Below are 23,082 nucleotides of genomic sequence, written 5' to 3'. Positions count from 1 at the left end.
GTGGGTGGGGCGGGATATCCTCAGATCGATGCTGAGCCAGACACCTGTCCAGATAGCCTGGGTGACGCGCGACCTGGACGCCACCGAAGCGACCCTGTCGGCGCTGCTCGGTGCCCGTCGCTGGGTGCGCATGCCGGCGGTGCACTTCGGGCCCGACGGCTGCACCTACCGCGGTGCGCCCGCGGATTTCACCGCCGACATCTCGCTCAGCTACGCCGGGGACACCCAGCTGGAACTGATCGCCCCGGTGCAGGGGGCCAGCATCTACACCGAATTCCTCGACTCCAACGGCCCCGGTCTGCACCACATCTGCGTGGCGGCCCCGGATGCCGACGCCTTCGAAGCCGCCCTCGATGAGGCGCACGCCCGGGGTGCCCCGGTGGTCCAGCGCGGCGTCATGCCCGGCGGCATGCGGTTCGGCTATGTCAGCGCCGCCGATGCCGGCGTCCCGTACCTCGAATATGCCTACATCCCGCCCGAGATCCAGGCCTTCTTCGACCATGTGAAACAGGAGAGCAGCACGTGAGCATCACCACCCCCGACACCGTCGATGCCAAGGATGTCACCGACTGGTCCGGCGAATTCGACGTCGTCGTCGTCGGATTCGGTATCGCCGGCGGCAGTGCCGCCGTCAGTGCCGCGGCGGCCGGTGCCCGGGTGCTGGTGCTGGAACGCGCCGCGGCCGCGGGTGGCACCACCTCCATGGCGGGCGGACATTTCTACCTCGGCGGCGGCACCGCGGTGCAGCAGGCCACCGGCCATGAGGATTCCGCCGAGGAGATGTACAAATATCTGGTCGCGGTGTCCAAGGACCCGGAACTGGACAAGATCCGTGCCTACTGCGAAGGCAGCGTCGAGCACTTCAATTGGCTTGAGGGCCTCGGTTTCCAGTTCGAGCGCAGCTTCTACCCCGGCAAGGTGGTGGTGCCGCCGGGCACCGAGGGGCTGAGCTACACCGGCAACGAAAAGGTGTGGCCGTTCTGCGAGCAGGCCAAGCCGGCACCGCGCGGGCACTCGGTTCCGGTGCCAGGCGAGCTGGGCGGCGCCGATATGGTGATCCAGTTGCTGCTGAAGCGGGCTGCCGAACTCGGCGTCGAAATCCGTTACGAGACAGGTGCCACCAACCTGGTGGTCGACGACGGTGCCGTGGTCGGGGTGAGCTGGAAGAACTTCGGCAATACCGGTGCGGTCAAGGCAAAAGCCGTCGTCATCGCCGCGGGAGGGTTCGCGATGAACCCCGAGATGGTCGCCGAATACACACCGGCGCTGGGCAAGAAGCGCAAGACCAAGCATCACGGCGAAGTCGAGCCCTACATCCTGGGAAACCCCCACGATGACGGCCTCGGCATCCGGCTCGGGGTGTCGGCCGGTGGCGTGGCCAAGAACCTCGACGGGCTGTTCATCACCGCGGCTGCCTACCCGCCGGAGATCCTGCTGACCGGCGTGATCGTCAACAACCAGGGCCGGCGTTTCGTGGCCGAGGATTCCTACCACTCGCGCACGTCGGCGTTCGTGCTGCGCCAACCCGATCAGCAGGCGTACCTGATCGTCGACGAGGCACACATGCAGATGCCCGAGATGCCGCTGATCAAGTTCATCGACGGATACGAGACCATCGCCGAAATCGAAGCGGCCCTGGGCATTCCGGCCGGTAATCTGGCCGCCACCCTGGAGCGCTACAACGCGGCCGCGGCCAACGGCGAGGACCCGGACTTCCACAAGCAGCCCGACTACATCGCCGCGCAGGACACCGGACCGTACGCGGCGTTCGACCTGTCCCTCGGGGTGGCCATGTATTCGGGATTCACCATGGGTGGGCTGGCCGTGTCACTGGACGGGGAGGTGCTGCGCGAGGACGGCAGCGCGGTGCCGGGGTTGTACGCCGCCGGCGCGTGTGCGTCGAACATCGCCCAGGACGGCGAGGGCTACGCCAGTGGAACGCAATTGGGTGAAGGCTCGTTCTTCGGGCGGCGGGCGGGCGAGCATGCGGCGCGGCGGGCCGGAGCTCACGCGGCGCAGCCCGCCTGACCACGCCGCTATACCGGCGCCAGCCGCCACCGTCCCGCACCGAGCAGTTCCAGCCGCTGGCGGTGGTGGCGGTCGACACTGTCGCGGTGGCTGACGCTGACCACGATGGTGTCGGGCAACGCCTCACGCAAGGTGCGGTACATCGCGAATTCCTGCCCCGGGTCCAGCGCCGAGGTCGCCTCGTCCAGGAACACCGCCGCCGGCCGGGCCAGCAGCACCCTGGCGAACGCGATGCGCTGCTGCTCACCGGGTGAAAGCTGTTTGCCCCAGTCGGTTTCCTCGTCCAGCCGGGCGGTCAGATGCCCCAGTGTGACGGCGTCCAGCGCGGCGCGGATGGCATCGTCGGGGTAGGTGCCGGGCGGGGCCGGGTAGCCGACGACGGCGCGCAGGTCACCGAGCGGGGCGTAGGGCAGCTGGGACAGGAACATCGCGTCGGCCGGGTGGCTCGCCGAACCCGATGCGTAGGGCCACATTTGGGCCACACTGCGCAGCAGGGTCGTCTTGCCGGTGCCCGACGGGCCGGTGATCACCAAGGTGTCGCCGGGGCCCAGCCGCACGTCCAGCGCGTTGACGAGTTGCTCGCCCAGCGGCGAGCACACCCGCACATCGGCGATCGTGACCCCGCCGTCGTCGCTGTCCGTCGCGGTCAATCGTGGTAGCGCCCTGGCCTGTTCATTGGCGGTGACCAAGCCGTCCAGCCGGATGATGGCAGCGCGGTAGCCGGCGAACGCGTCGTACACGGCGCGGAAGAAGCTCAACGAGCTCTGCACCGAACCGAACGCCCCGGCCGACTGCATGACGTCACCGAACTTGAGCTCACCGGCGAACAGGCGGGGCGCCTGCACCACCAGCGGCAGGGGCGAGATGACCTGGCTGATGGACCGGTTCCAGCCCAGGAACGCCACCCCGCGCAGCACCAGTCGGCGGTAGTTGGCGATGATCGCCGCGAACCGGCCGCCCAGGGCGCGCCGCTCGGCGTCCTCGCCGCGGTACAGGCTGACCGCCTCGGCGGCATCCCGGATACGCACCAGCGCATAGCGGAACGCCGCATTGGTCCGTTCGTTGCGGAAGGTCAGCCCGATGATCGGGCGGCCGATCCAGAACGCGACCACCGTCGTCACCGCCACCCAGAGCAGAGCCAACCAGAACAGCGCCTTGGGAATCGTCACCCCCAGGATGGTCAGCGGCCCGGCCAGGTTCCACAGGATCGGCGTGAACGCGACGACGGACAGCACCGCGTTGACGGTGCCGAACGCCAGCGTCTGCGCCGTTCCCACCGTCGGGGTGTTGGTCTCGGGCCCGGTGCCGGTGGTGAACACGTCGATGTCCTGCTGGATGCGCTGGTCGGGGTTGTCGACCGGTTCGCCGCCGAACGCGCCGAGGAACCGCCCGCGGTAGTAGGCCCGGTCCTCGAGCCAGTCACCGGTGAGGTGGTCGGTCAGCCAAACCCGCCACCGGATGATGAAGTACTGCATGAGGTACAGGTCCACCAGGGTGCGGGTGATATCGGCGGCGACCAGCGCCACGAAGATCAGGATCGACTTCCAGAACCCGTCGATCCCGGAGTCGCGCACCGCCGCGTTGCCGGAGCTGGCGCCCTCGAAGGCGACCTGCAGAGCGGTGGACTGGTCGTTGGCGTAGTAGCTGAACAGCACGTCCATCCGGACCGAGACCATCACCGACAGCAGCAGCACGCCCAGCAGTGTCCACACCGGAATGCTCTGGCGCCCAACGAAATACCCGCCGGTGACATGCCAGAACTGCCGGCCCCAGCCGGTGCACCTGGCGAGGAACGCGGTGACCGCCACCATGACGACCGCACTGATCGTCCATGCCTTGGCGATCCACCACAGCGACGCGAGGATCTCGTTTCCCCAGTCCAGCGACTGGCTGAACATCTCCATGCCGGGAAGCTACCCGGCGCAGGCGCTCACACGGGGGTGACTTGGTCCTCGACTTCGCGGCCCACGTCGCCGATCGACCAGCGCCCGGCGCCGTGCAGGTGCAGATGCTTCTCGTGGTGCTGGCCCACGGTGCTGCGGTGGGTGACGCTGACCAGGATGGTTTCCGGCAGCTCCTCCCGGATCAACGCGTACATGGTGTACTCCAGGCCCTCGTCGAGCGCGGAGGTGGCCTCGTCCATGAACACCGCCCGCGGTCGCGTCAGCAGCACCCGCGCGAACGCGATGCGCTGCTGCTCGCCGGGGGAGAGCACCTTGGCCCAGTCGGCCACCTCGGCCAACCGCTTGGAGCATTGCGGCAGGGACACCTTCTGCAGTGCCCAGTGCAGCCGCTCGTCGGGGATGCTGCCCGGCTCCTGCGGATAGGACACCACCGCCCGTAGATCGCCCAGCGGCACATACGGCATCTGCGACAGGAACATCGTCTCGTTCTCGGCCTGCGGGTAACGGAAGGTCCCCGAGGTGAACGGCCACAACTGCGCCAGGCTGCGCAGCAGGGTCGTCTTGCCCGCCCCCGACCGGCCGGTGACGATCAGGGTGTCACCGCTTTCCAGCTGCAGGTTCAGATCCTCGATCAGCGGTTCCCCCAACGGGGTGCGCACCTCGACACCGTCGAGTTCGACCAGGCAGTTCCGGCTGGGTTCGCAGGTCAGCTCGGGCAGCGCCCGGCCCTTCTCGTTGGCGACCACCAGGCCGTGCAGACGGATGATGGACGCCCGCCAGCCGGCGAACTGGTCGTAGGTGTTGCGGAAGTACGACAGTCCGCCCTGGATCTGGCTGAACGCCGACGACGTCTGTGAGATGTCACCGAGCTTGATCTGCCCGGCGAACATCCGCGGCGCCTGGATCACCCACGGCAACGGAACAATGATCTGGCTGATCGAAAGGTTCCAGCCGTAGAACTTCACGGACCGGTTGATGAAGCGTTTGTAGTTGTCGACGACCGGGGCGAAGCGTTCCCGCAGCTGCACCCGCTCGGCTCGTTCACCGCGGTAGAAGGCCACCGCTTCGGCGGCGTCCCGCAAACGCACCAGGGCGTACCGGAAGGCGGCGTTGAACTTCTCGTTCCGGAAGCTCAATTCGATGATCGGGCGGCCGATCCAGAACGCGATGATGGTGGCCACCACGACGTAGACGATGCCGATCCAGAACATCGCCCTGGGCAGCGTGGCCCCGAACAAGGAGAGGTCACCGGACAGGTTCCACAGGATGACGGCGAACGAGCCGACGCTCACGATCGCCTCGATCGCGCCGAACAGCAGCATGTTGGCGCTCAGCGTGTTGGGGTTGGCCGGCAGCGGGCCCGCTCCATTGGTGAAGACGTCGATATCGGACTGGATGCGCTGGTCCGGGTTGTCGATGGTGTCGTCGATGAACCGGGCGCGATAGTAGGCCTTGCCGTCCAGCCAGTCACCGGTCAGATGACCGGTGAGCCACGCGCGCCAGCGAATCAGGAACCGCTGCGTGACGAAGAGGTCCAACATGACACGGGCGACGTGCACCGTCGCCAGGACCGCGAAATGCGCCCACGCCCACCAGAAGCCACTGACACCGGAGTCCTTGAGGGCCTGGTTGTCGCTGCCGATGCCCTCGAAGGCGGTCTGGGCCGCGGTCATCATGTCGTTGCCCTGGTAACTCAGCAACACGTCGAGGCGGACCCCGATGATCACCGACAGCAGGATGCCCGCCAGCCACAACCACACCACGATGCTGTCGCGGCCCGTGAAGTAGCCACCGGTGATCCGCCAGAACTGCCGCCCCCAGGTGGTGAACCGCGCGAGCAGGGTGAGGATGACCAGGGTCGGTATCGCCGTATAGAGCCAGACCGTGGCGATCCACCACAGCGATTTCGGTAGCTCGGCGCCCCAATCCAGCGTGGGGGTGAACATATCCATCACGGCAAGGTACCGCTCCAACCCGGCAAGGGCGGCTTATGGGTGGTCAGCCCGTCCGTGCCGGCCCGGCCGCCGCGTACCGTATGACTGTGGCTGTGAGTTCCAAACCCTCGAAGACCCCCAAGGCGGCCAAGCAGGGCCGCTTGAGCAATCGGTTCTGGAAGCTGCTCGGCGCCAGCACCGACAAGGACCAGGCCAAGTCGATGACGCTGGTCCGCGACTCGGAGAACTTCGACGCGAAGGCCGCGGATCTCGACGACGAGCAGCTGCGCAAGGCCGCCGGGCTGCTGAACCTGGACGAGCTGGCCGAGTCCGCCGACATCCCGCAGTTCCTGGCCATCGCCAGGGAGGCTGCCGACCGCGCCATCACGCTGCGCCCGTTCGACGTGCAGTTGCTCGGGGCCCTGCGGATGCTGGCCGGCGACGTGGTGGAGATGGCCACCGGTGAGGGCAAGACGCTGGCCGGCGCGATCGCCGCCGCCGGCTACGCCATCGGCGGCCGCAAGGTGCACGTCATCTCGGTCAACGACTACCTGGCCCGCCGCGACGCCGAATGGATGGGTCCGCTGCTGGCGGCGATGGGCCTGACGGTCGGCTGGATCACCGCCGACTCCACCCCGGCGCAACGCCGCGACGCCTACGCCTGCGACGTCGTCTACGGCTCGGTCAACGAGATCGGCTTCGACGTGCTGCGCGATCAGCTGGTCACCTCCGTCGACGATCTGGTGTCGCCCAGGCCCGACGTGGCCCTCATCGACGAAGCCGACTCCGTGCTGGTCGACGAGGCGTTGGTGCCGCTGGTGCTGGCCGGCACCTCGCACCGGGAGAGTCCGCGGCTGGAGATCATCCGGCTGGTCGGCGAGCTGCAGCCGGGAACCGACTACGAAACCGACGCCGAACGGCGCAACGTTCAACTCACCGACACCGGCGCCCGCAAGCTGGAGAAGGCGCTCGGCGGCATCGACATCTACTCCGAGGAGAACGTCAGCACCACGCTGACCGAGGTGAACGTGGCGCTGCACGCGCATGTGCTGCTCGAGCGCGACGTGCACTACATCGTGCGCGACGACGCCGTGCACCTGATCAACGCCTCCCGCGGGCGGATCGCCTCCCTGCAGCGCTGGCCCGACGGCCTGCAGGCAGCGGTGGAGGCCAAGGAGGGCATCGACATCACCGAGACCGGCGAGGTGCTGGACACCATCACGGTGCAGGCGCTGATCAACCGGTATCCGACGGTGTGCGGGATGACCGGTACCGCACTGGCGGCCGGCGAGCAGTTGCGCCAGTTCTACAAGCTGGGGGTGTCGCCCATTCCGCCGAACACCCCGAACGTCCGCGAGGACGAGCCGGACCGGGTGTACATCACCGCCGCCGCCAAGAACGCCGCCATCGTGGAGCACATCGCCGAGGTGCACCGCACCGGACAGCCCATCCTGGTCGGCACCCGCGACGTCGCCGAATCCGAGGAGCTGCACGAGCGGCTGCTCAAGGCCGGCATTCCCGCCGTCGTGCTGAACGCCAAGAACGACGCCGAGGAGGCGGCCGTGATCGCCGAGGCGGGCACCCTGAACCGGGTGACCGTGTCGACCCAGATGGCCGGTCGTGGTACGGATATCCGGCTGGGTGGATCGGACGAATCTGATCATGATGCCGTGGCCGAGCTGGGTGGGCTGCATGTCATCGGCACCGGACGGCACTTCACCGAGCGGCTGGACAACCAGCTGCGCGGCCGGGCCGGGCGTCAGGGCGACCCGGGGTCCTCGGTGTTCTTCTCCAGCTGGGAGGACGACGTGGTGGTCGCCCATCTGGAACCCAACAAGCTGCCCCTGCAGGTCGACGAGGACGGCCGGATCACCAGCCCCAAGGCCGCCGCCCTGCTCGACCACGCGCAACGGGTGGCCGAGGGCAAACTGCTTGACCTGCATGCCAATACGTGGCGGTACAACCAGTTGACGGCGCAGCAACGGGCTATCCTGGTGGACCGGCGCAACACGCTGCTGACCACCGACGCGGCCCGCGAGGAACTGGCCGAGCGTTCGCCCAAGCGTTACGAGCAGATCGCCGAGCAGGTTTCGGAGGAGCGGCTGACCGAGATCGCCCGGCTGATCATGCTGTACCACCTGGACCGCGGCTGGGCCGACCACCTGGCCTACCTGGCCGACATCCGGGAGAGCATCAGCCTGCGGGCACTGGGCAGGCAGAACCCGCTCGACGAGTTCCACCGGATGGCCGTGGATGCGTTCGCCTCGCTGGCCGCCGACGCCATCGAGGCCGCGCAGCAGACCTTCGAGACGGCCAATATCGTCGATGGTGAAGTGGGATTGGACCTTTCCCGGCTGGCCCGGCCGACCTCGACGTGGACCTACATGATCCACGACGATCCGATGGCCGACGATTCCATGTCGGCGCTGAGCCTGCCGGGCGTGTTCCGCTAGGTTAAGCCCGTGGGGACCGGGGCGAGCGGAGCGACGGGAGAACAACCCCGGGCGAGCGGAGCGACGGGAAATGGGCCCGGGGCGTGCGGAGCGACGGGAAATGAGCCTGCCGACCGGGTGCTGACCATCCCCAACGCCCTGAGCGTGCTGCGCCTGGCGCTGGTGCCGGTGTTCCTCTACCTGCTTCTGGTGCTGCACGCCAAGGGATTCGCCGTCGCGGTACTGATGTTCAGCGGGTTCTCCGACTGGGCCGACGGCAAGATCGCCCGGCTCGTCGACAACCAGTCGTCGCGGCTGGGGGAGCTGCTCGACCCGGCGGTGGACCGCATCTACATGGTGGTGATCCCGCTGGCCCTGGCGGCCGCTGGGGTGGTGCCCTGGTGGTTCGTCGCGGTGCTCATCGCGCGCGACCTGCTGCTGGCCGCCACCCTGCCGGTACTGCGCCGATACGGGCTGACCGCGCTACCGGTCACCTATATCGGCAAGGCCGCCACGTTCGCGCTGATGTCCGGTTTCCCGCTGGTGCTGCTCGGCCAGTTCGACGCGTTGTGGAGCCGGGTGGTGCTGGCCATCGGCTGGGCCTTCCTGATCTGGGGGATCGTGCTGTACCTGTGGTCGGCCGTGCTGTACCTGGTGCAGGTCGGGCTGGTGATCCGGCGTGGTTGACCCGTCGCGCTCGCTGGGCGGGTTCGAGCCTCACGTCGGGCTCAACGCGCACGAAGCGGGTGCGCCGCAACGCATTCCGGTGCCGTCGCTGCTGCGGTCGCTGCTCACCGACCACCTCGACCCCGGCTACGCCGCCGCGGCCCGGGCCCGCGCCGAGGGGCGGCCCCGGCGGCTGGGCTGGGTGTGGCATCTGGTCGCCGGACTGAGCGTGGCGACGGTGTTCGCCGCCGCGGTGTCCCAGGCGCAGTCGGTGGCGCCGGCCAACCGGGAGTCCCAGCAGGTGCTCTCCGGCAGCGTTCGCGCCGCCGAAGCCCGCACCGACGCGTTGACCGCGAGCCGGAACGCGCTGAGCACCCGGGTGGAGGGCGAGCGGCGCGGCCGGCTGGCCGGTGACGAGCGCGGGCGGGCGCTGCTGGCCGACCTCGACCGGGCGGCGTTCGCGGCAGCCGCCACCCCGGTGATCGGGCCCGGGCTGACGGTGGTGATCACCGATCCGGGCGTATCGCGCGATCTCACCGATGTGTCCAAGCAGCGCGTCGCCGGCAGCCGGCAGGTGATCCTGGATCGCGATCTGCAACTGGTCGTCAACTCACTGTGGGTCAGCGGCGCCGAGGCGATCGCCGTGGGCGGCGTGCGCATCGGGCCCAACGTCACCATCCGGCAGGCCGGCGGCGGCATCCTGGTCGATAATCAGCCCATCAGCAGCCCCTACGCCGTCACCGTCATCGGGCCTCCGCATGCCATGCGGGAGGCCTTCGGTCACAGTGCCGGCCGGCAGCGGCTGGCCCTGCTGGAGAAGTCCTACGGCGTCGGCGTCACGGTCAGCACCGGAGACGCCCTCACCGTGCCGGCCAGTTCGGTACGAGACCTCCGCTTCGCCAAGCAGATTGGGCCCTAGAAAGCTGTGAGACAGTCATGATCGGAATCGCTGCACTGGTCGTCGGCATCGTGTTGGGCCTGGTGTTCCACCCCAGCGTGCCCGAGGCCATCCAGCCGTACCTGCCGATCGCGGTGGTGGCCGCACTCGACGCGGTGTTCGGCGGGTTGCGGGCCTACCTGGAGCGGATCTTCGACGCCAAGGTGTTCGTGGTGTCCTTCGTCTTCAACGTGCTGGTGGCCGCGCTCATCGTCTACGTGGGCGACCAGCTCGGCGTCGGCACCCAACTGTCCACCGCGATCATCGTCGTGCTCGGTATCCGCATCTTCGGCAACGCGGCCGCGCTGCGGCGCCGGTTGTTCGGGGCTTGACCGTGTCCGACGAGCACGCCGCACCGCAACACGCCGAAGAGCCGCACCACGGCCGCCACGAACGTGAGCCCGGCAGCGAGCCGGTGAAACGTCGCACCCGCTCGCAGCGGGTGTTCGGGGCGCTGGCCGCGGTGCTGATCCTGTTGCTCGGTGTGGCGATCGTCACCCAGGTGCGCCAGACCGAGTCCGGCGACTCACTGGAGACGGCCCGCCCGGCGGACCTGCTGGTGCTGCTGGACTCCCTGCAACAACGCGAGGCCGCGCTGAACACCGAGGTGGCCGAGCTGCAGCGGACGCTGTCGTCGCTGCAGGCCTCCGGCAGCAGCGATCAGGCGGCCATCGAGAACGCCCAAGCCCGGCTGGCCGCGCTGTCCATCCTGATCGGCACGGTCGCCGCGACCGGGCCCGGGGTGAGCATCGCGATCGACGACGCGGCCCGCGGCGTGTCCCCGGAAACCCTGCTGGACGTGATCAACGAACTGCGGGCGGCCGGGGCCGAGGCCATGCAGGTCGGTGACGTCCGGGTCGGGGTGGACACCTGGGTGGTCGGGGCCCCCGGCGCGCTGACCATCGACGGCAAAACCCTGGGCCCGCCGTATTCGGTTCTGGCCATTGGTGATCCACCGACACTGGCGGCGGCGATGAACATTCCCGGCGGCGCGATCGACAGCGTCGAGCGGGTCGGCGGCGGCATGACCGTCACCCAGTCCGAACGCATCGAGGTGACCGCCTTGCGGCAACCGAAACCTCGCCAATACGCTCAGCCAGTCAAATGAGCAGTGCCCGCCCCCAGTTCGCAGCCAAAGGAGCGCCGTGAGCGAAATCCCAGCCGACCTGCAGTACACCTCCGAGCACGAGTGGGTGCAGCGCACGGGTGACACCACCGTGCGGGTCGGGATCACCGACTACGCCCAAGCGGCACTCGGCGATGTCGTGTTCGTGCAGCTGCCCGACGTCGGCGCCGAGGTGACCGCGGGGGAGTCTTTCGGTGAGGTGGAGTCGACCAAATCGCTGTCGGACCTCTACGCCCCGCTGACCGCGAAAGTCGTTGCGGTGAACGGCGAGCTGGAGGGCAGCCCGGAGCTGGTCAACTCCGATCCGTACGGCGACGGCTGGCTGATCGAACTCGAGCTGGATGCCGCGGCCCTGGCCAGCGGTTTGGCCGAATTGCTCGACGCGGACGCCTACCGAGGCGTGGTATCCGAGTAACGAGTTGTTAGGGTTTTGCCCATCGGTTCAGATGACCGACGGGCGTGACCGGATCCGGCCGTGGTGGACCCAACGGGACCCACGGCGCGGTACGGTCGATATCGACGTATGACGGCTGGGAGTTCGATGCCCGGCCACCGGGCAACACGCCACAGCAGCCAGCAGAGGAGCAGCGGGTGACGGAGAACAGCAACACCGGGGCCGACCAGACGTCCGACGAAGTCACCGTGGAGACGACATCGGTATTCCGCGCTGATTTCCTCAACGAACTGGACGCCCCGGCCGCGACGAGCAGCGACACCTCGGTGTCGGGGGTCGAGGGCCTGCCGGCCGGCTCGGCGCTGCTGGTCGTCAAGCGCGGCCCGAACGCGGGTTCGCGCTTCCTGCTCGACCAGCCCACCACCTCGGCGGGCCGGCATCCCGACAGCGACATCTTTCTCGACGACGTGACCGTCAGCCGGCGGCACGCCGAGTTCCGGCTGGAAACCGGCGAATTCCAGGTTGTCGACGTCGGCAGCCTCAACGGCACCTACGTCAACCGTGAGCCCGTCGACTCGGCGGTGCTGGCCAACGGTGACGAGGTGCAGATCGGTAAGTTCCGGCTGGTGTTCCTCACCGGGCCCAAGTCCGACGACGCCTGACGCGATCCCGGGATGACCCAACCGGACCCGGGATTCACCGGGATGTCGATCGGAGCGGTGCTGGATCTGCTGCGCCCCGACTTCCCCGACGTGACCATCTCGAAGATCCGGTTCCTGGAGGCCGAGGGGCTGGTCACGCCGGAACGCTCGGCGGCCGGGTACCGGCGGTTCACCGCGTACGACTGCGCACGCCTGCGGTTCATCCTGACCGCGCAGCGCGACCAGTATCTGCCGCTGAAGGTGATCAAGGCGCAATTGGACGCCCTGCCCGACGGTGAGCTGCCGGCCGGCGGAAGCGCTTATGCGGTACCGCGTTTGGTGCCGGTGACGCCGACGGCCGCCGACCAGCACGAGGCGGCCGCCGCCGTCGCCCCGGCGCAGGTCCGGCTGAGCAGGGAGGACCTGCTGGAACGGTCCGGGGTCGACGCCGCGCTGCTGGCCGCGCTGGTCACCGCGGGCATCATCCGGCCCGGGCCAGCGGGTTTCTTCGACGAGCATTCGGTGCTGATCGCCCAGTGCGCGCGGGCGCTGGCCGATTACGGGGTCGAGCCGCGGCATCTGCGCGCCTTCCGGTCCGCCGCCGACCGGCAGTCCGATCTGATCGCCCAGATCGCCGGTCCGGTGGCCGCCGCGGGTAATGCGGGCGCCCGGGACCGGGCCGATGACCTGGCCCGCGAGGTGGCCGCGCTGGCGATCACGTTGCACACGTCGCTGATCAAATCGGCCGTGCGCGACGTTCTGGATCGCTGAGGACTAGACTTTTCGGTGACGGCATCGTCATGGAGGGCAGACGCAGATGGGTGAGGTTCGGGTAGTCGGTATTCGCGTTGAGCAGCCTCAGAATCAGCCTGTGCTGCTGCTGCGTGAGTCCGATGGCGACCGCTACCTGCCGATCTGGATCGGCCAGTCGGAGGCCGCCGCCATCGCCCTGGAACAGCAGGGCGTCGAGCCGTCGCGGCCGTTGACCCATGATCTGATCCGGGATCTGATTGCTGCGCTTGGGCATTCGCTGAAAGAGGTGCGGATCGTCGATCTGCAGGAAGGCACTTTCTACGCCGACCTGATCTTCGATCGCGATATCAAGGTGTCGGCTCGGCCCTCGGATTCGGTGGCCATCGCGCTGCGCGTCGGTGTGCCGATCTACGTCGAGGAGGCGGTGCTGGCCGAGGCCGGACTGCTGATCCCGGACGAGACCGACGACGAGCCCTCGGGCCCGGTGCGCGAGGACGAGGTCGAGAAGTTCAAGGAGTTCCTCGACAGCGTGTCACCGGACGATTTCAAGGCCACCTAGCTTCCCCCGGGGCGGGGCCACCCGCATCGCTCCGCGATGGAGGTCACGGATACGTCTCGTGACTCCGACACGCGGGCCGTGTGTGGGATGACTGTGAAACGGGCAGCCATACTTTTCAACGACGACGAGCAGTAACCGGACAGTGTTGGGCGTATGCTCGACACATTCGAAACTGGGCAGATCGGGCGTGGGAGCAGGCCGCCGCGCAGGTCATGCAGCCGGAATCGATCGGCGGAGAGGATGGATTGTGGGCGACATGCCACGCACGCCACATCAGGGGGAGTTGGATCTGTCCACCACCAGCGGCCCCGCGGCCGGTCAAGTACCCGTGGTGAACGGCAGCGTCGGCGAGCCCGTGCAGGCAGGCCTGTTCCCCGACGACTCGGTGCCCGACGAGCTGGTCGGCTACCGCGGACCGAGCGCCTGCCAGATCGCCGGCATCACCTACCGTCAGCTCGACTACTGGGCGCGCACCTCGCTGGTGGTGCCCTCCATCCGCGGTGCGGCCGGTTCCGGCAGCCAGCGGCTGTACTCCTTCAAGGACATCCTGGTCCTCAAGATCGTCAAGCGTTTGCTGGACACCGGCATCTCGCTGCACAACATCCGCGTCGCGGTCGATCACCTGCGCCAGCGCGGGGTGCAGGACCTGGCGAACATCACCCTGTTCTCCGACGGCACCACCGTCTACGAGTGCACCTCGGCCGAAGAGGTCGTCGACCTGTTGCAGGGCGGCCAGGGCGTGTTCGGCATCGCCGTCTCCGGCGCCATGCGCGAACTCACCGGCGCGATCGCCGACTTCCCGGGTGAGCGGGCCGACGGTGGCGAGTCGATCCCCGCGCCCGAGGACGAGCTGGCCTCTCGCCGCAAGAGCCGCGACCGCAAGATCGGCTGACCCACCGCCGCGCACCTGGTGCAACCGGTCGGTAGACTGACTTCCGCATCGCCCTTGCGCGGGAGAGTTCCGTGACGGCCAGTCACGGGCGCCGAAGGAGCAACACCTCTCCGTCAACCTCTCAGGCACCCCGGACCGCGCACGGCCCCGATGCCTCTGGAAAGTGACGCGTTCCGCGCGTCCGCCCATGGGGAAAGGTCTTCGGGCCGAATCTCTCAGGCGCCCCGACAGAGGGAGAGGACGCGTTCTTTCGCGCGCGTCCCGCGCCGCAGGGGAGAGGTTCTCGTGTCTGTCCATTCCGGTTTCGCCGATCGCCACATCGGTCCCGACGCCGCCGCGATCACCAGGATGCTCGAGGTCATCGGCGTCGACTCGCTCGACGAACTGGCCGAGAAGGCGCTGCCCGCGGGCATCCTCGACGCCGCCTCCGGTGCCGGCCTGGCGCCCGGGCTCGATCTCCTGCCCCCGCCGGCCACCGAGGAGGAGTCGCTCGCCGAGCTGCGCGCGCTGGCCGACTCCAACACCGTCGCCGTCTCGATGATCGGGCAGGGTTACTACGACACGCTGACCCCGCCGGTGTTGCGCCGCAACATCCTGGAGAACCCCGCCTGGTACACCGCCTACACCCCATATCAGCCGGAGATCAGCCAGGGCCGGCTGGAGGCGCTGCTCAACTTCCAGACCATGGTCAGCGATCTGACCGGGCTCGACGTGGCGAACGCCTCCATGCTCGACGAGGGCACCGCCGCCGCGGAGGCGATGACGCTGATGCACCGCGCGGTGAAGGGTCCGTCGAACCGGCTGGCCGTCGACGCCGACGTGTACGCGCAGACCGCGGCGGTGCTGGCCACTCGGGCCGAACCGCTGGGCATCGAGATCGTCACCGCCGACCTGCGCGCCGGCCTGCCCGACGGTGATTTCTTCGGTGTCGTGGTGCAGCAGCCCGGGGCCAGCGGCGCGTTGGTCGACTGGACCGACCTGATCGGGCAGGCGCACGACCGCGGAGCCCTGGTGGCCATCGGTGCCGACCTGTTGGCGCTCACGCTGGTGTCCCCGCCCGGGGATATCGGCGCCGACGTCGCCTTCGGCACCACCCAACGGTTCGGCGTGCCGATGGGCTTCGGCGGCCCGCACGCCGGCTACCTGGCGGTGCACACCAAGCATGCCCGGCAGCTGCCCGGCCGGCTGGTCGGCGTGTCCCAGGATGCCGATGGCAACCCCGCCTACCGGTTGAGCCTGCAGACCCGCGAACAGCACATCCGCCGGGACAAGGCGACCAGCAACATCTGCACCGCCCAGGTGCTGCTCGCGGTTATGGCCGCGATGTATGCCAGCTACCACGGCGCCGACGGGCTGACCGCCATCGCGCGCCGGGTGCACGGCCGCGCCGCCGCGATCGCCGCCGCACTCGGTGACGCGGTGGTGCACGATCGGTTCTTCGACACCGTGCTGGCCCGGGTGCCCGGCCGCGCCGACGAGATCGTGGGGGCGGCCCAGGCCCGCGGTATCAACCTGTGGCGGGTGGACGCCGACCACGTGTCGGTGGCCTGCGACGAGGCCACCACCGAGGCGCACGTCGCCGCGGTGCTGGAGTCGTTCGGGGTGGCGGCTGCCGAACCGACGGACGTCGATATCGCCGACCGCGCCAGCGCGTTCCTCACCCACCCCGCCTTCACCCGCTACCGCACCGAGACCGCCATGATGCGGTACCTGCGTGCGCTGGCGGACAAGGATCTGGCCCTGGACCGGACGATGATCCCGTTGGGGTCGTGCACCATGAAGCTGAACGCGGCCGCGGAGATGGAGCCGATCACCTGGCCCGAGTTCGCCCGCCAGCACCCGTTCGCGCCGGCGTCGGACACCCCGGGACTGCGCAAGCTGATCGCCGACCTGCAGGACTGGCTGACGGCGGTCACCGGTTATGACCGGATCTCGTTGCAGCCCAACGCCGGATCGCAGGGCGAGTACGCCGGGCTGCTGGCCATCCAGGCCTACCACGCCGACCGCGGCCAGGGGCAGCGCGATGTCTGCCTGATCCCGTCCAGCGCGCACGGCACCAACGCCGCGTCGGCCGCCCTGGCCGGGATGCGCGTCGTGGTGGTGGCCTGCCGTCCCAACGGCGACGTCGACCTCGACGACCTGCGGGCCAAGATCGCCCAGCACGCGGAAAACCTTGCCGCGCTGATGATCACGTACCCGTCCACGCACGGGGTGTACGAGCACGACGTCGCCGAGATCTGCGCCGCGGTCCATGACGCCGGCGGCCAGGTGTACATCGACGGGGCCAACCTCAACGCGCTGGTCGGGCTGGCCCGGCCGGGCCGGTTCGGCGGCGACGTCAGCCACCTGAACCTGCACAAGACGTTCTGCATCCCGCACGGCGGTGGCGGTCCCGGGGTGGGCCCGGTGGCGGTGCGCTCGCACCTGGCCCCGTACCTGCCCGGGCATCCGCTGGCCGAGGAACTCGGGGATGCGCTGACCGTGTCGGCGGCGCCGTACGGCTCGGCGTCCATCCTGCCGATCACCTGGGCCTACATCCGGATGATGGGTGGGGTCGGTCTGCGCAGGGCCTCGCTCACCGCGATCGCGTCGGCCAATTATGTGGCCCGCCGGCTCGACGAGTACTACCCGGTGCTCTACACCGGGGAGAACGGCATGGTGGCCCACGAGTGCATCCTGGACCTGACCACGATCACCAAGACCACCGGCGTCACCGTCGACGATGTGGCGAAACGATTGGCGGACTTCGGCTTCCACGCCCCGACGATGAGCTTCCCGGTGGCCGGCACGCTGATGGTGGAACCCACCGAGAGCGAGAACCTGGACGAGGTGGACGCGTTCTGCGACGCCATGATCGCCATCCGCGCCGAGATCGACAAGGTCGGTTCCGGGGCGTGGCCGGCGGACGACAACCCGCTGCGCGGCGCCCCGCACACCGCCGAGAGCCTGCTGGTCGACGACTGGTCGCATCCGTACACCCGTGAGCAGGCCGCCTACCCGCTGGGCAAGGACTTCCGGCCCAAGGTGTGGCCGCCGGTGCGGCGGATCGACGCCGCCTACGGCGACCGCAACCTGGTCTGCTCCTGCCCGCCCGTGGAGGCCTTCGCCTAACCCTCCTCCCGCGAACGTTGATTACCGCTCGATTTTTCGCGGGCGCTTTCATAGCGCGGTAATCAACGTTCGCGGGCTGGGGTCGGGTGACCGCCTAACCCAGTAGTGCGGCCAGCGCGGCCGCCAGCTCCGGGCCGGCCGAGTTGGCCACGTTCTGGTACTGGCCGCCGCTGGTCTGCGCGACCGACTCCCAGGTGGCCCGGTCGGGGTCGGCGCCGAAATCGATGACATTGACCGCCACCGGCTTGGCCGGGTTCGCCGCGCCCTTGATGTAATCCACCAGCCCCGGTCCGTCCAGGCTCTGGTCGGTGTGCGGGCCCGCGGTGATCACCAGTACCGAATTGGTCTGTCCGTCACGGAAAGCCGTCAACGCGTCGCCGTAGACCAGCCGCAGCGTGGTGAACGACACCGCGCCGCCGCCGGACGCGGACTGGGCGTCCAGGCTGGACTTGAGCACCGCCGATCGGGGCTGCCCGGCCACGGGATCGCCGAGCGGCCCGGTGCTGACCTCCGACCGGCCCGCCACCCCGTCGAACGTCCACAGGCCCACCGCCGCCGTCGGCGGAAGCGCCTGCAGCCGGGCGTTGAGGGCGGTGACGACGTTGGCCAGTCGGCTCTTGCCGCCCTCGTCGGTGGTCATCGACTGGTCCAGCATGATGGTGACGGTCTGGCCCTGCGCCGGTGCGGTCAGCCCGGCCGCCATGGTGGCCCTGGTCTCGTTGTCGCCCACCGACAGCGGTTGCCCCAGCGGTGCGAAGTCGGTCACCGGGCTCTGCGGCGCCGGCGCGCCGTCGGCGCGGAAACCGGCCTTGGCGAATTCGGCCAGCTGCTCGGGTTTGCGCATGAACCGGTCGAACTCGCTGGCGGCGCCGACCTGTTCCTGCGACAACCAGTCACCGCTGAGCAGCACGGCCGGATAGTCGGCGATGGCCACCGGGCCCGGCGGAGTCCACGAGGTCAGCTTCTGCGCGGCATCGGCCAGGTCGGCGCCGCGCTTGAACAGCTGCTGTTCGGTGGTCACCACGGCGTGCACCGGGGCGGCCGCCGGATCGCCGGCGTTGACGAGCGCGTCCAGGGCCGTGGCGGCATTGGTGTCGGCGAGTTTGGGCTGACCGGCCAACAGCGATTGCACCGCGTTGACCCCGGCGGTGGCCGGGGCACCCTGCGGGGCGGACGCGGCCGCCACCGCTTCGGCGGCCAGATAGGTCGCATCCGCGTTACCGCCCAGCGGCAGGGACAGTTTCAGCGAGCCCCAGCCCGGCAGGTTCAGCTCGTCCAGTCCGGCCGGGTTGTTCTGCAGCGTGGGCAGAGTCGACCAGTTCTGCTGGGACAGCGCCGCTTTCAACTCGGGGCGGATGGCCAGCAACACCGGGGAGGTGACCAGCGGCCGGCTGTTGCTCACCGTCTTGGCGCCTGCCGCGCTTTCCAGCCGGGCCTCGGAGACGGTGCTGGCCGGGATCCACAATGCCGGCCGGTCGCCCAGCTCGCCAGGCCACTGCCCGACGAATCCGTTCACCACGGCATCCGAATCGGCGGGGCGCACAGCCACTTTCACGCACTTGTCTCCGACGGGGGCGGCGGTCTTGCTGTAGCTGTCGGCCAGCGTGCGGACCTGGTCGGCGATGCTCGGGTCGGCCAGGACGGCGACGGTGACCTCACCCTCGACGCAGCGGGCCGCGGCCTCGTGGCTGCGGCTGGACAGGGCGTCGCCGAAGAAGCGCCACAGGATGAACGCCCCGACCACCACGACGACGGTGACCAGGGCGGCGATCACCGCCGGGCTGACCTTGCGCCGGCCCGGTGTGATCGCCCGGTGGCTACCGGTCCACTCGCCGGAATCCCAGGTGCGCTGGGATCCCGTGGTCGGCAACGCGCGGGTGGGCGGCTCGTCGTCGGCCGGTTCCTCGGCTTCGGGGGGCTCGGCCCCGTACCCGAAACGACGCAGTGCATCGTCGTCGGCGGGATCGTCCGGTCCGGGAATGCTGTGCCTGCCCATCCCTCACCTTCGTGGTCGTCGTGTCGGTCGGCCCCGCCGGATCAGGTTACTGGGCGGCGGCGCGGGCTTTGAACTCCCGGCGGCGCCGGTGCAGGATCGGCTCGGTGTAGCCGTTGGGCTGCTGGCCGCCGGACAGGATGAGTTCCTGCGCGGCCTGGAAAGCGATGCTGGCCTCCGGGTCCGGAGCCATCGGCAGGTAGTCGGGGTCGCCGGCGTTCTGCGCGTCGACCACGGCGGCCATCCGCCGCAGGCTGGCCTTCACGTCCTCCTCGGTGATCACCGCGTGCCGCAACCAGTTGGCCAGCAGCTGGCTGGAGATGCGCAGCGTGGCGCGGTCCTCCATCAAGGCGACGTTGTGGATGTCGGGCACCTTCGAGCAGCCCACGCCGGCGTCGATCCAGCGCACCACGTAGCCGAGGATGGACTGGCAGTTGTTGTCCACCTCCTCGCGGATCTCCTCCGGAGCCCAGGCCAACTCGCCGGACAGCGGGATGGTGAGCAGCTCGTCGACGGTGGCGCGGGTCTTGCCCTGCAGCTCGGCCTGCACGGCGTACACGTCCACCTGGTGGTAGTGCATGGCGTGCAGCGTGGCCGCGGTCGGCGACGGCACCCACGCGGTGGTGGCGCCCGCCTTGGGCTGGCCGATCTTCTGCTCGACCATGTCGGCCATCAGATCGGTCATCGCCCACATGCCCTTGCCGATCTGGGCGCGGCCGGACAGCCCGGTCGCCAGGCCGACGTCGACGTTGTTGTCCTCGTAGGCCTTGATCCACGGCTGCGACTTCATCGCACCCTTGCGGATCATCGGCCCGGCCTCCATCGACGTGTGGATCTCGTCGCCGGTGCGGTCCAGGAAGCCGGTGTTGATGAACACCACCCGGTCGGCGGCGGCCTTGATGCACGCCTTGAGGTTCAGCGTGGTGCGCCGCTCCTCGTCCATGATGCCGACCTTGAGGGTGGCCTCCGGCAGGCCGAGCACGTCCTCGACGCGGCTGAACAGCTCACAGGTGAACGCCACCTCCTCGGGACCGTGCATCTTGGGCTTGACGATGTACACCGAACCGGTGCGGCTGTTCTGGTACGGGCCGTTCTCGTCACCGGTCTTCAAGCCGTGCATGGCGATCAGGCTGGTGAACAACGCGTCCTGGATACCCTCAGGGATCTCTTTGCCTTCGGCGTCCACGATGGCGTCGTTGGTCATCAGGTGCCCGACGTTGCGGACGAACAGCAGGCTGCGACCGGGCAGGGTGAGCTCACCCTCGCCGTCCGGGGTGGTGAAGACGCGGTCGGGGTTGAGCACCCGGGTGAAGGACTTGCCGCCCTTGCTGACCTCTTCGGCCAGGTCGCCCCTGTTCAGGCCGAGCCAGTTGCGGTAGCCGAGCACCTTGTCCTCGGCGTCGACGGCTGCCACGGAATCCTCGAAATCCATGATGGTGGTGATCGCCGACTCCAGCACGACATCCTTGATGCCGGCCTTGTCGGTGGCGCCGACGGGGGACTGCGGGTCGACGAGGATCTCGATGTGCAGCCCGTGGTTGACCAGCAGCACCGACCAGGAGGGGGAGCCGAGTTCGCCGGTGTAGCCGACGAACTGGTCGGCGTCGGCCAGCCCGGCCTCGAGCCCGTCGCCCAACGTGGCCACCAGCCGGTGCTCGTCGTCGATGCGCAGACCGGTGATCTCCGACCAGGACCCTGACGCCAGCGGTGCGGCCTCGTCGAGGAAGTTGCGGGCGTAGGCGATCACCTTGTCACCGCGCACCCGATTGTAACCAGTGCCTTTCTCGGCGCCGTCGTCCTCGCTGATCACATCGGTGCCGTACAGCGCGTCGTACAGCGAGCCCCAGCGGGCGTTGGCGGCGTTGAGCGCGAAGCGCGCGTTGAGGATCGGCACCACCAGCTGCGGGCCCGCGGTGCTGGTGATCTCGGCGTCCACCCCCGAGGTGGTGATGGTGAACTCCGCGGGTTCGGGCTGCAGATAACCGATTTCGGTGAGGAAGGCCTTGTATCCGGCGGCGTCGAATTCGCCGATCACCCGGGCCCGGTGCCACTTGTCGATCTGGGCCTGCAGATCGTCGCGGCGGGCCAGCAGGTCCTCATTCTGCGGGGCCAGGTCGGTGACGACCTTGTCCACACCCGCCCAGAAGCTGTCGGCGTCTACGCCGGTACCGGGCAGCGCCTCGTTGGTGATGAAGTCGTGCAGCACCTTGGCGACCCGAAGATTCCCGACGGTCACGCGCTCGGTCATATTTCCTCCCTTGAACGTCGACCGAGTTTACCCGTGGGTAACTGCACTCAGATCGGTGGTGTCACGCTGTCGCACCGGGCAGCGGAACGGCGGGCGCCTGCGGCGTCCCCAACCGTCCGGCCAGCCACGGCAACGCCTCGGCGAATACCCGCGCCGCGGTGGCGAATCCGTGATCGCCGTTGTCCGGGACGACGGCGCACTCGATGCCGTAACCGCTGGCCATCGCGCACAGGTGCTGGGCCACCGCGCCGTGTTCGGGGTCCAGCGAGTCGGGGTCGACCGCGACCGGTGGTGTGTCGGTGGGGTCGGGGGCACGGTAGGTCGGCTGGCCGGGTCCCGATACCGCGAACCAGGCGGCGACGCCGTCGTAGCGGCCGTGCCTGGCCATCACGGTCTGGGGATCGAAGGCCAGGTAGGCGTCCATGTCGCCGCCGAACAACCGCGCCACGGTCTGGTTCTTGGAGCCCGCGTTGGGCCCGATCTGCCCGTCGATATCGAGGAACGTGGTGAACAGTTCGGGGTGCATCAGCGTCGTGGTGAGCGCGCAGGTGCCGCCGGCCGACCAGCCGGCGAAACCCCACTGTGCGGGTTGGGCGCCGGCACCGAAATGAGTGATGACATACGGCACGACGTCCTTGGTGATGTGGTCGGCCGCGTTACCGCGCGGACCGTTGACGCATTCGGTGTCGTTGGTGAAATCACCGCTGGTGTCGATGAATACCAGAATGGGGGCGTTACCACCGTGCGCCGCGGCGAACGTGTCGGCGGTGGCGCGGGCGTTGCCGGTGCTGGGCCAGTCGCGCGGGGTGCCGAACTCGCCACCGGCCATCACCACCGCCGGTAGCGGCGGGGGCGGGTCGCTGGCGAACCAGGCCGGCGGCAGATAGATCAGTTCGTCGCGATGCCGGAACCCGGACCCACCCGGTCCGTCGCCAGGGATGGTGACCGACACCACGACGCCGTGCGCCGGCCGTTCGCCGCGGTGCACCATGTCACGCAGCGTGGCCTCGTCGACCTGATGTTCCAGCTCGGCGCCGGTCACCCGGTCCGACACCGCGCCCACCGTCGGCAGGTAGTCGGTCCAGGCGTTGACGGTGATCACCACGCACAGCACGCTCAGTGGGACGGCGGCCAGTGCGGCGCCGCGCCGGGCCCAGCCCGACGCGCGCCAGCCGGCGATCGCCAAGACCACCGTCAGCCCGGAGGCGGTGATCCACAGCCACAACGCCGGCCCCGCCGGTTCGTCGGCAAGGGCCTGGAATTCGATGTACCAGTACGCCAGTCCGGCCGCCAGGGCGCCACAGGCCAGCCCCAGCGGGACCCAGCGCAACCAGAACCGGCTCGATGCCCGGCACAGCACGACGATGATGACCGCCACCGTGATCGCCTGGATGGCGATCGGTAGCCAGCCATGCGTCAACGCCCACCCGGTCACGTTCCCAACATAGCCTGCACTCTCGGCGG

The 23,082-nt window shown here is 69.0% G+C and carries 18 protein-coding genes and 1 riboswitch; of the genes, 13 read left to right on the top strand and 5 right to left on the bottom strand.

Annotated elements, in window-relative coordinates; translation table 11 throughout:
- Positions 1-28: 28 nt before the first annotated feature.
- Together BN977_RS00725 and BN977_RS00720 are read left to right on the top strand one after the other, a co-directional pair.
- Positions 29-526, top strand: coding sequence for a VOC family protein (locus tag BN977_RS00725; RefSeq protein WP_036395708.1), 498 nt, complete (start codon positions 29-31; stop codon positions 524-526).
- Complete coding sequence (locus BN977_RS00720) at positions 523-2,028, top strand: FAD-binding protein (RefSeq protein WP_036395706.1); 1,506 nt, start codon at positions 523-525, stop codon at positions 2,026-2,028. Before BN977_RS00725 ends, BN977_RS00720 begins: the two co-directional genes overlap by 4 nt.
- A gap of 8 nt (positions 2,029-2,036) precedes the next feature.
- Here BN977_RS00720 and BN977_RS00715 read toward each other — a convergent pair whose 3' ends face one another.
- Positions 2,037-3,932, bottom strand: coding sequence for an ABC transporter ATP-binding protein/permease (locus BN977_RS00715; RefSeq protein ID WP_036395704.1), 1,896 nt, complete (start codon positions 3,930-3,932; stop codon positions 2,037-2,039).
- Positions 3,933-3,958: 26 nt separating this feature from the next.
- Positions 3,959-5,884 (bottom strand): ABC transporter ATP-binding protein/permease, encoded by a 1,926-nt coding sequence (locus BN977_RS00710; RefSeq protein WP_036395702.1) that lies wholly within the window; start codon positions 5,882-5,884, stop codon positions 3,959-3,961.
- A 95-nt stretch (positions 5,885-5,979) separates the two neighbouring features.
- On the opposite strand from BN977_RS00710, the gene secA2 reads away from it, so the two are divergent.
- From secA2 to gcvP, 11 genes are all read left to right on the top strand, one after another.
- Entirely contained in the window at positions 5,980-8,319 is a 2,340-nt protein-coding gene (gene secA2, locus BN977_RS00705; protein ID WP_036398171.1) for an accessory Sec system translocase SecA2, read from the top strand.
- Positions 8,320-8,436: 117 nt separating this feature from the next.
- The gene (locus tag BN977_RS00700) at positions 8,437-8,985 is read left to right on the top strand and encodes a CDP-alcohol phosphatidyltransferase family protein (protein ID WP_036395701.1); all 549 of its coding nucleotides are present in this window, start codon (positions 8,437-8,439) and stop codon (positions 8,983-8,985) included.
- Complete coding sequence (locus BN977_RS00695) at positions 8,978-9,883, top strand: DUF881 domain-containing protein (RefSeq protein ID WP_024455739.1); 906 nt, start codon at positions 8,978-8,980, stop codon at positions 9,881-9,883. The genes BN977_RS00700 and BN977_RS00695 overlap by 8 nt, the downstream gene beginning before the upstream one ends.
- Positions 9,884-9,900: 17 nt before the next feature.
- The gene (locus tag BN977_RS00690; protein ID WP_024455738.1) at positions 9,901-10,233 is read left to right on the top strand and encodes a small basic family protein; all 333 of its coding nucleotides are present in this window, start codon (positions 9,901-9,903) and stop codon (positions 10,231-10,233) included.
- A 2-nt stretch (positions 10,234-10,235) separates the two neighbouring features.
- Positions 10,236-11,009 carry a DUF881 domain-containing protein gene (locus tag BN977_RS00685; protein ID WP_036395698.1) on the top strand — a complete coding sequence of 258 codons (774 nt, stop codon included), beginning with the start codon at positions 10,236-10,238 and terminating at the stop codon, positions 11,007-11,009.
- 37 nt (positions 11,010-11,046) lie between these two features.
- A complete protein-coding gene (gene gcvH, locus BN977_RS00680; protein WP_024455736.1) occupies positions 11,047-11,442 on the top strand; it encodes a glycine cleavage system protein GcvH in 396 nt (131 codons plus the stop codon).
- A gap of 176 nt (positions 11,443-11,618) precedes the next feature.
- Positions 11,619-12,083 (top strand): glycogen accumulation regulator GarA, encoded by a 465-nt coding sequence (gene garA, locus BN977_RS00675; protein WP_024455735.1) that lies wholly within the window; start codon positions 11,619-11,621, stop codon positions 12,081-12,083.
- Between the two features lie 12 nt (positions 12,084-12,095).
- Complete coding sequence (ftsR, locus tag BN977_RS00670; protein WP_024455734.1) at positions 12,096-12,833, top strand: transcriptional regulator FtsR; 738 nt, start codon at positions 12,096-12,098, stop codon at positions 12,831-12,833.
- Positions 12,834-12,879: 46 nt separating this feature from the next.
- On the top strand, positions 12,880-13,374 hold the full coding sequence (locus BN977_RS00665; protein ID WP_024455733.1) for a bifunctional nuclease family protein: 495 nt from the start codon (positions 12,880-12,882) through the stop codon (positions 13,372-13,374).
- Positions 13,375-13,630: 256 nt separating this feature from the next.
- Entirely contained in the window at positions 13,631-14,266 is a 636-nt protein-coding gene (locus BN977_RS00660; protein WP_024455732.1) for a MerR family transcriptional regulator, read from the top strand.
- A 49-nt stretch (positions 14,267-14,315) separates the two neighbouring features.
- Positions 14,316-14,414, top strand: a riboswitch (glycine riboswitch).
- Between the two features lie 137 nt (positions 14,415-14,551).
- Positions 14,552-17,377, top strand: a complete 2,826-nt coding sequence (gene gcvP, locus BN977_RS00655) for an aminomethyl-transferring glycine dehydrogenase (RefSeq protein WP_036395694.1) — start codon at positions 14,552-14,554, stop codon at positions 17,375-17,377.
- 94 nt (positions 17,378-17,471) lie between these two features.
- Here gcvP and BN977_RS00650 read toward each other — a convergent pair whose 3' ends face one another.
- The 3 genes from BN977_RS00650 to BN977_RS00640 all read right to left on the bottom strand — a co-directional run bounded on the left by BN977_RS00650 (position 17,472) and on the right by BN977_RS00640 (position 23,053).
- The gene (locus tag BN977_RS00650; RefSeq protein WP_036395691.1) at positions 17,472-19,373 is read right to left on the bottom strand and encodes a vWA domain-containing protein; all 1,902 of its coding nucleotides are present in this window, start codon (positions 19,371-19,373) and stop codon (positions 17,472-17,474) included.
- A gap of 46 nt (positions 19,374-19,419) precedes the next feature.
- Entirely contained in the window at positions 19,420-21,618 is a 2,199-nt protein-coding gene (locus tag BN977_RS00645) for a malate synthase G (protein WP_036395688.1), read from the bottom strand.
- 61 nt (positions 21,619-21,679) lie between these two features.
- Entirely contained in the window at positions 21,680-23,053 is a 1,374-nt protein-coding gene (locus BN977_RS00640; protein WP_084172358.1) for an alpha/beta hydrolase, read from the bottom strand.
- Between the last annotated feature and the right edge of the window lie 29 nt (positions 23,054-23,082).

Source organism: Mycolicibacterium cosmeticum (assembly GCF_000613185.1).
Taxonomy (GTDB): Bacteria; Actinomycetota; Actinomycetes; order Mycobacteriales; family Mycobacteriaceae; genus Mycobacterium; species Mycobacterium cosmeticum.
This window is presented reverse-complemented; position numbering and strand designations above follow the sequence as displayed.

What these genes read in the sequence shown, in the direction of transcription:
- BN977_RS00725 (WP_036395708.1), top strand. Translation starts at nt 29, where the DNA reads ATGCTGAGCCAGACACCTGTCCAGATAGCCTGGGTGACGCGCGACCTG.
- BN977_RS00715 (WP_036395704.1), bottom strand. Translation starts at nt 3,932, where the DNA reads ATGGAGATGTTCAGCCAGTCGCTGGACTGGGGAAACGAGATCCTCGCG.
- BN977_RS00710 (WP_036395702.1), bottom strand. Translation starts at nt 5,884, where the DNA reads ATGGATATGTTCACCCCCACGCTGGATTGGGGCGCCGAGCTACCGAAA.
- BN977_RS00690 (WP_024455738.1), top strand. Translation starts at nt 9,901, where the DNA reads ATGATCGGAATCGCTGCACTGGTCGTCGGCATCGTGTTGGGCCTGGTG.
- ftsR (WP_024455734.1), top strand. Translation starts at nt 12,096, where the DNA reads ATGACCCAACCGGACCCGGGATTCACCGGGATGTCGATCGGAGCGGTG.
- BN977_RS00665 (WP_024455733.1), top strand. Translation starts at nt 12,880, where the DNA reads ATGGGTGAGGTTCGGGTAGTCGGTATTCGCGTTGAGCAGCCTCAGAAT.
- BN977_RS00660 (WP_024455732.1), top strand. Translation starts at nt 13,631, where the DNA reads ATGCCACGCACGCCACATCAGGGGGAGTTGGATCTGTCCACCACCAGC.
- BN977_RS00650 (WP_036395691.1), bottom strand. Translation starts at nt 19,373, where the DNA reads ATGGGCAGGCACAGCATTCCCGGACCGGACGATCCCGCCGACGACGAT.
- BN977_RS00645 (WP_036395688.1), bottom strand. Translation starts at nt 21,618, where the DNA reads ATGACCGAGCGCGTGACCGTCGGGAATCTTCGGGTCGCCAAGGTGCTG.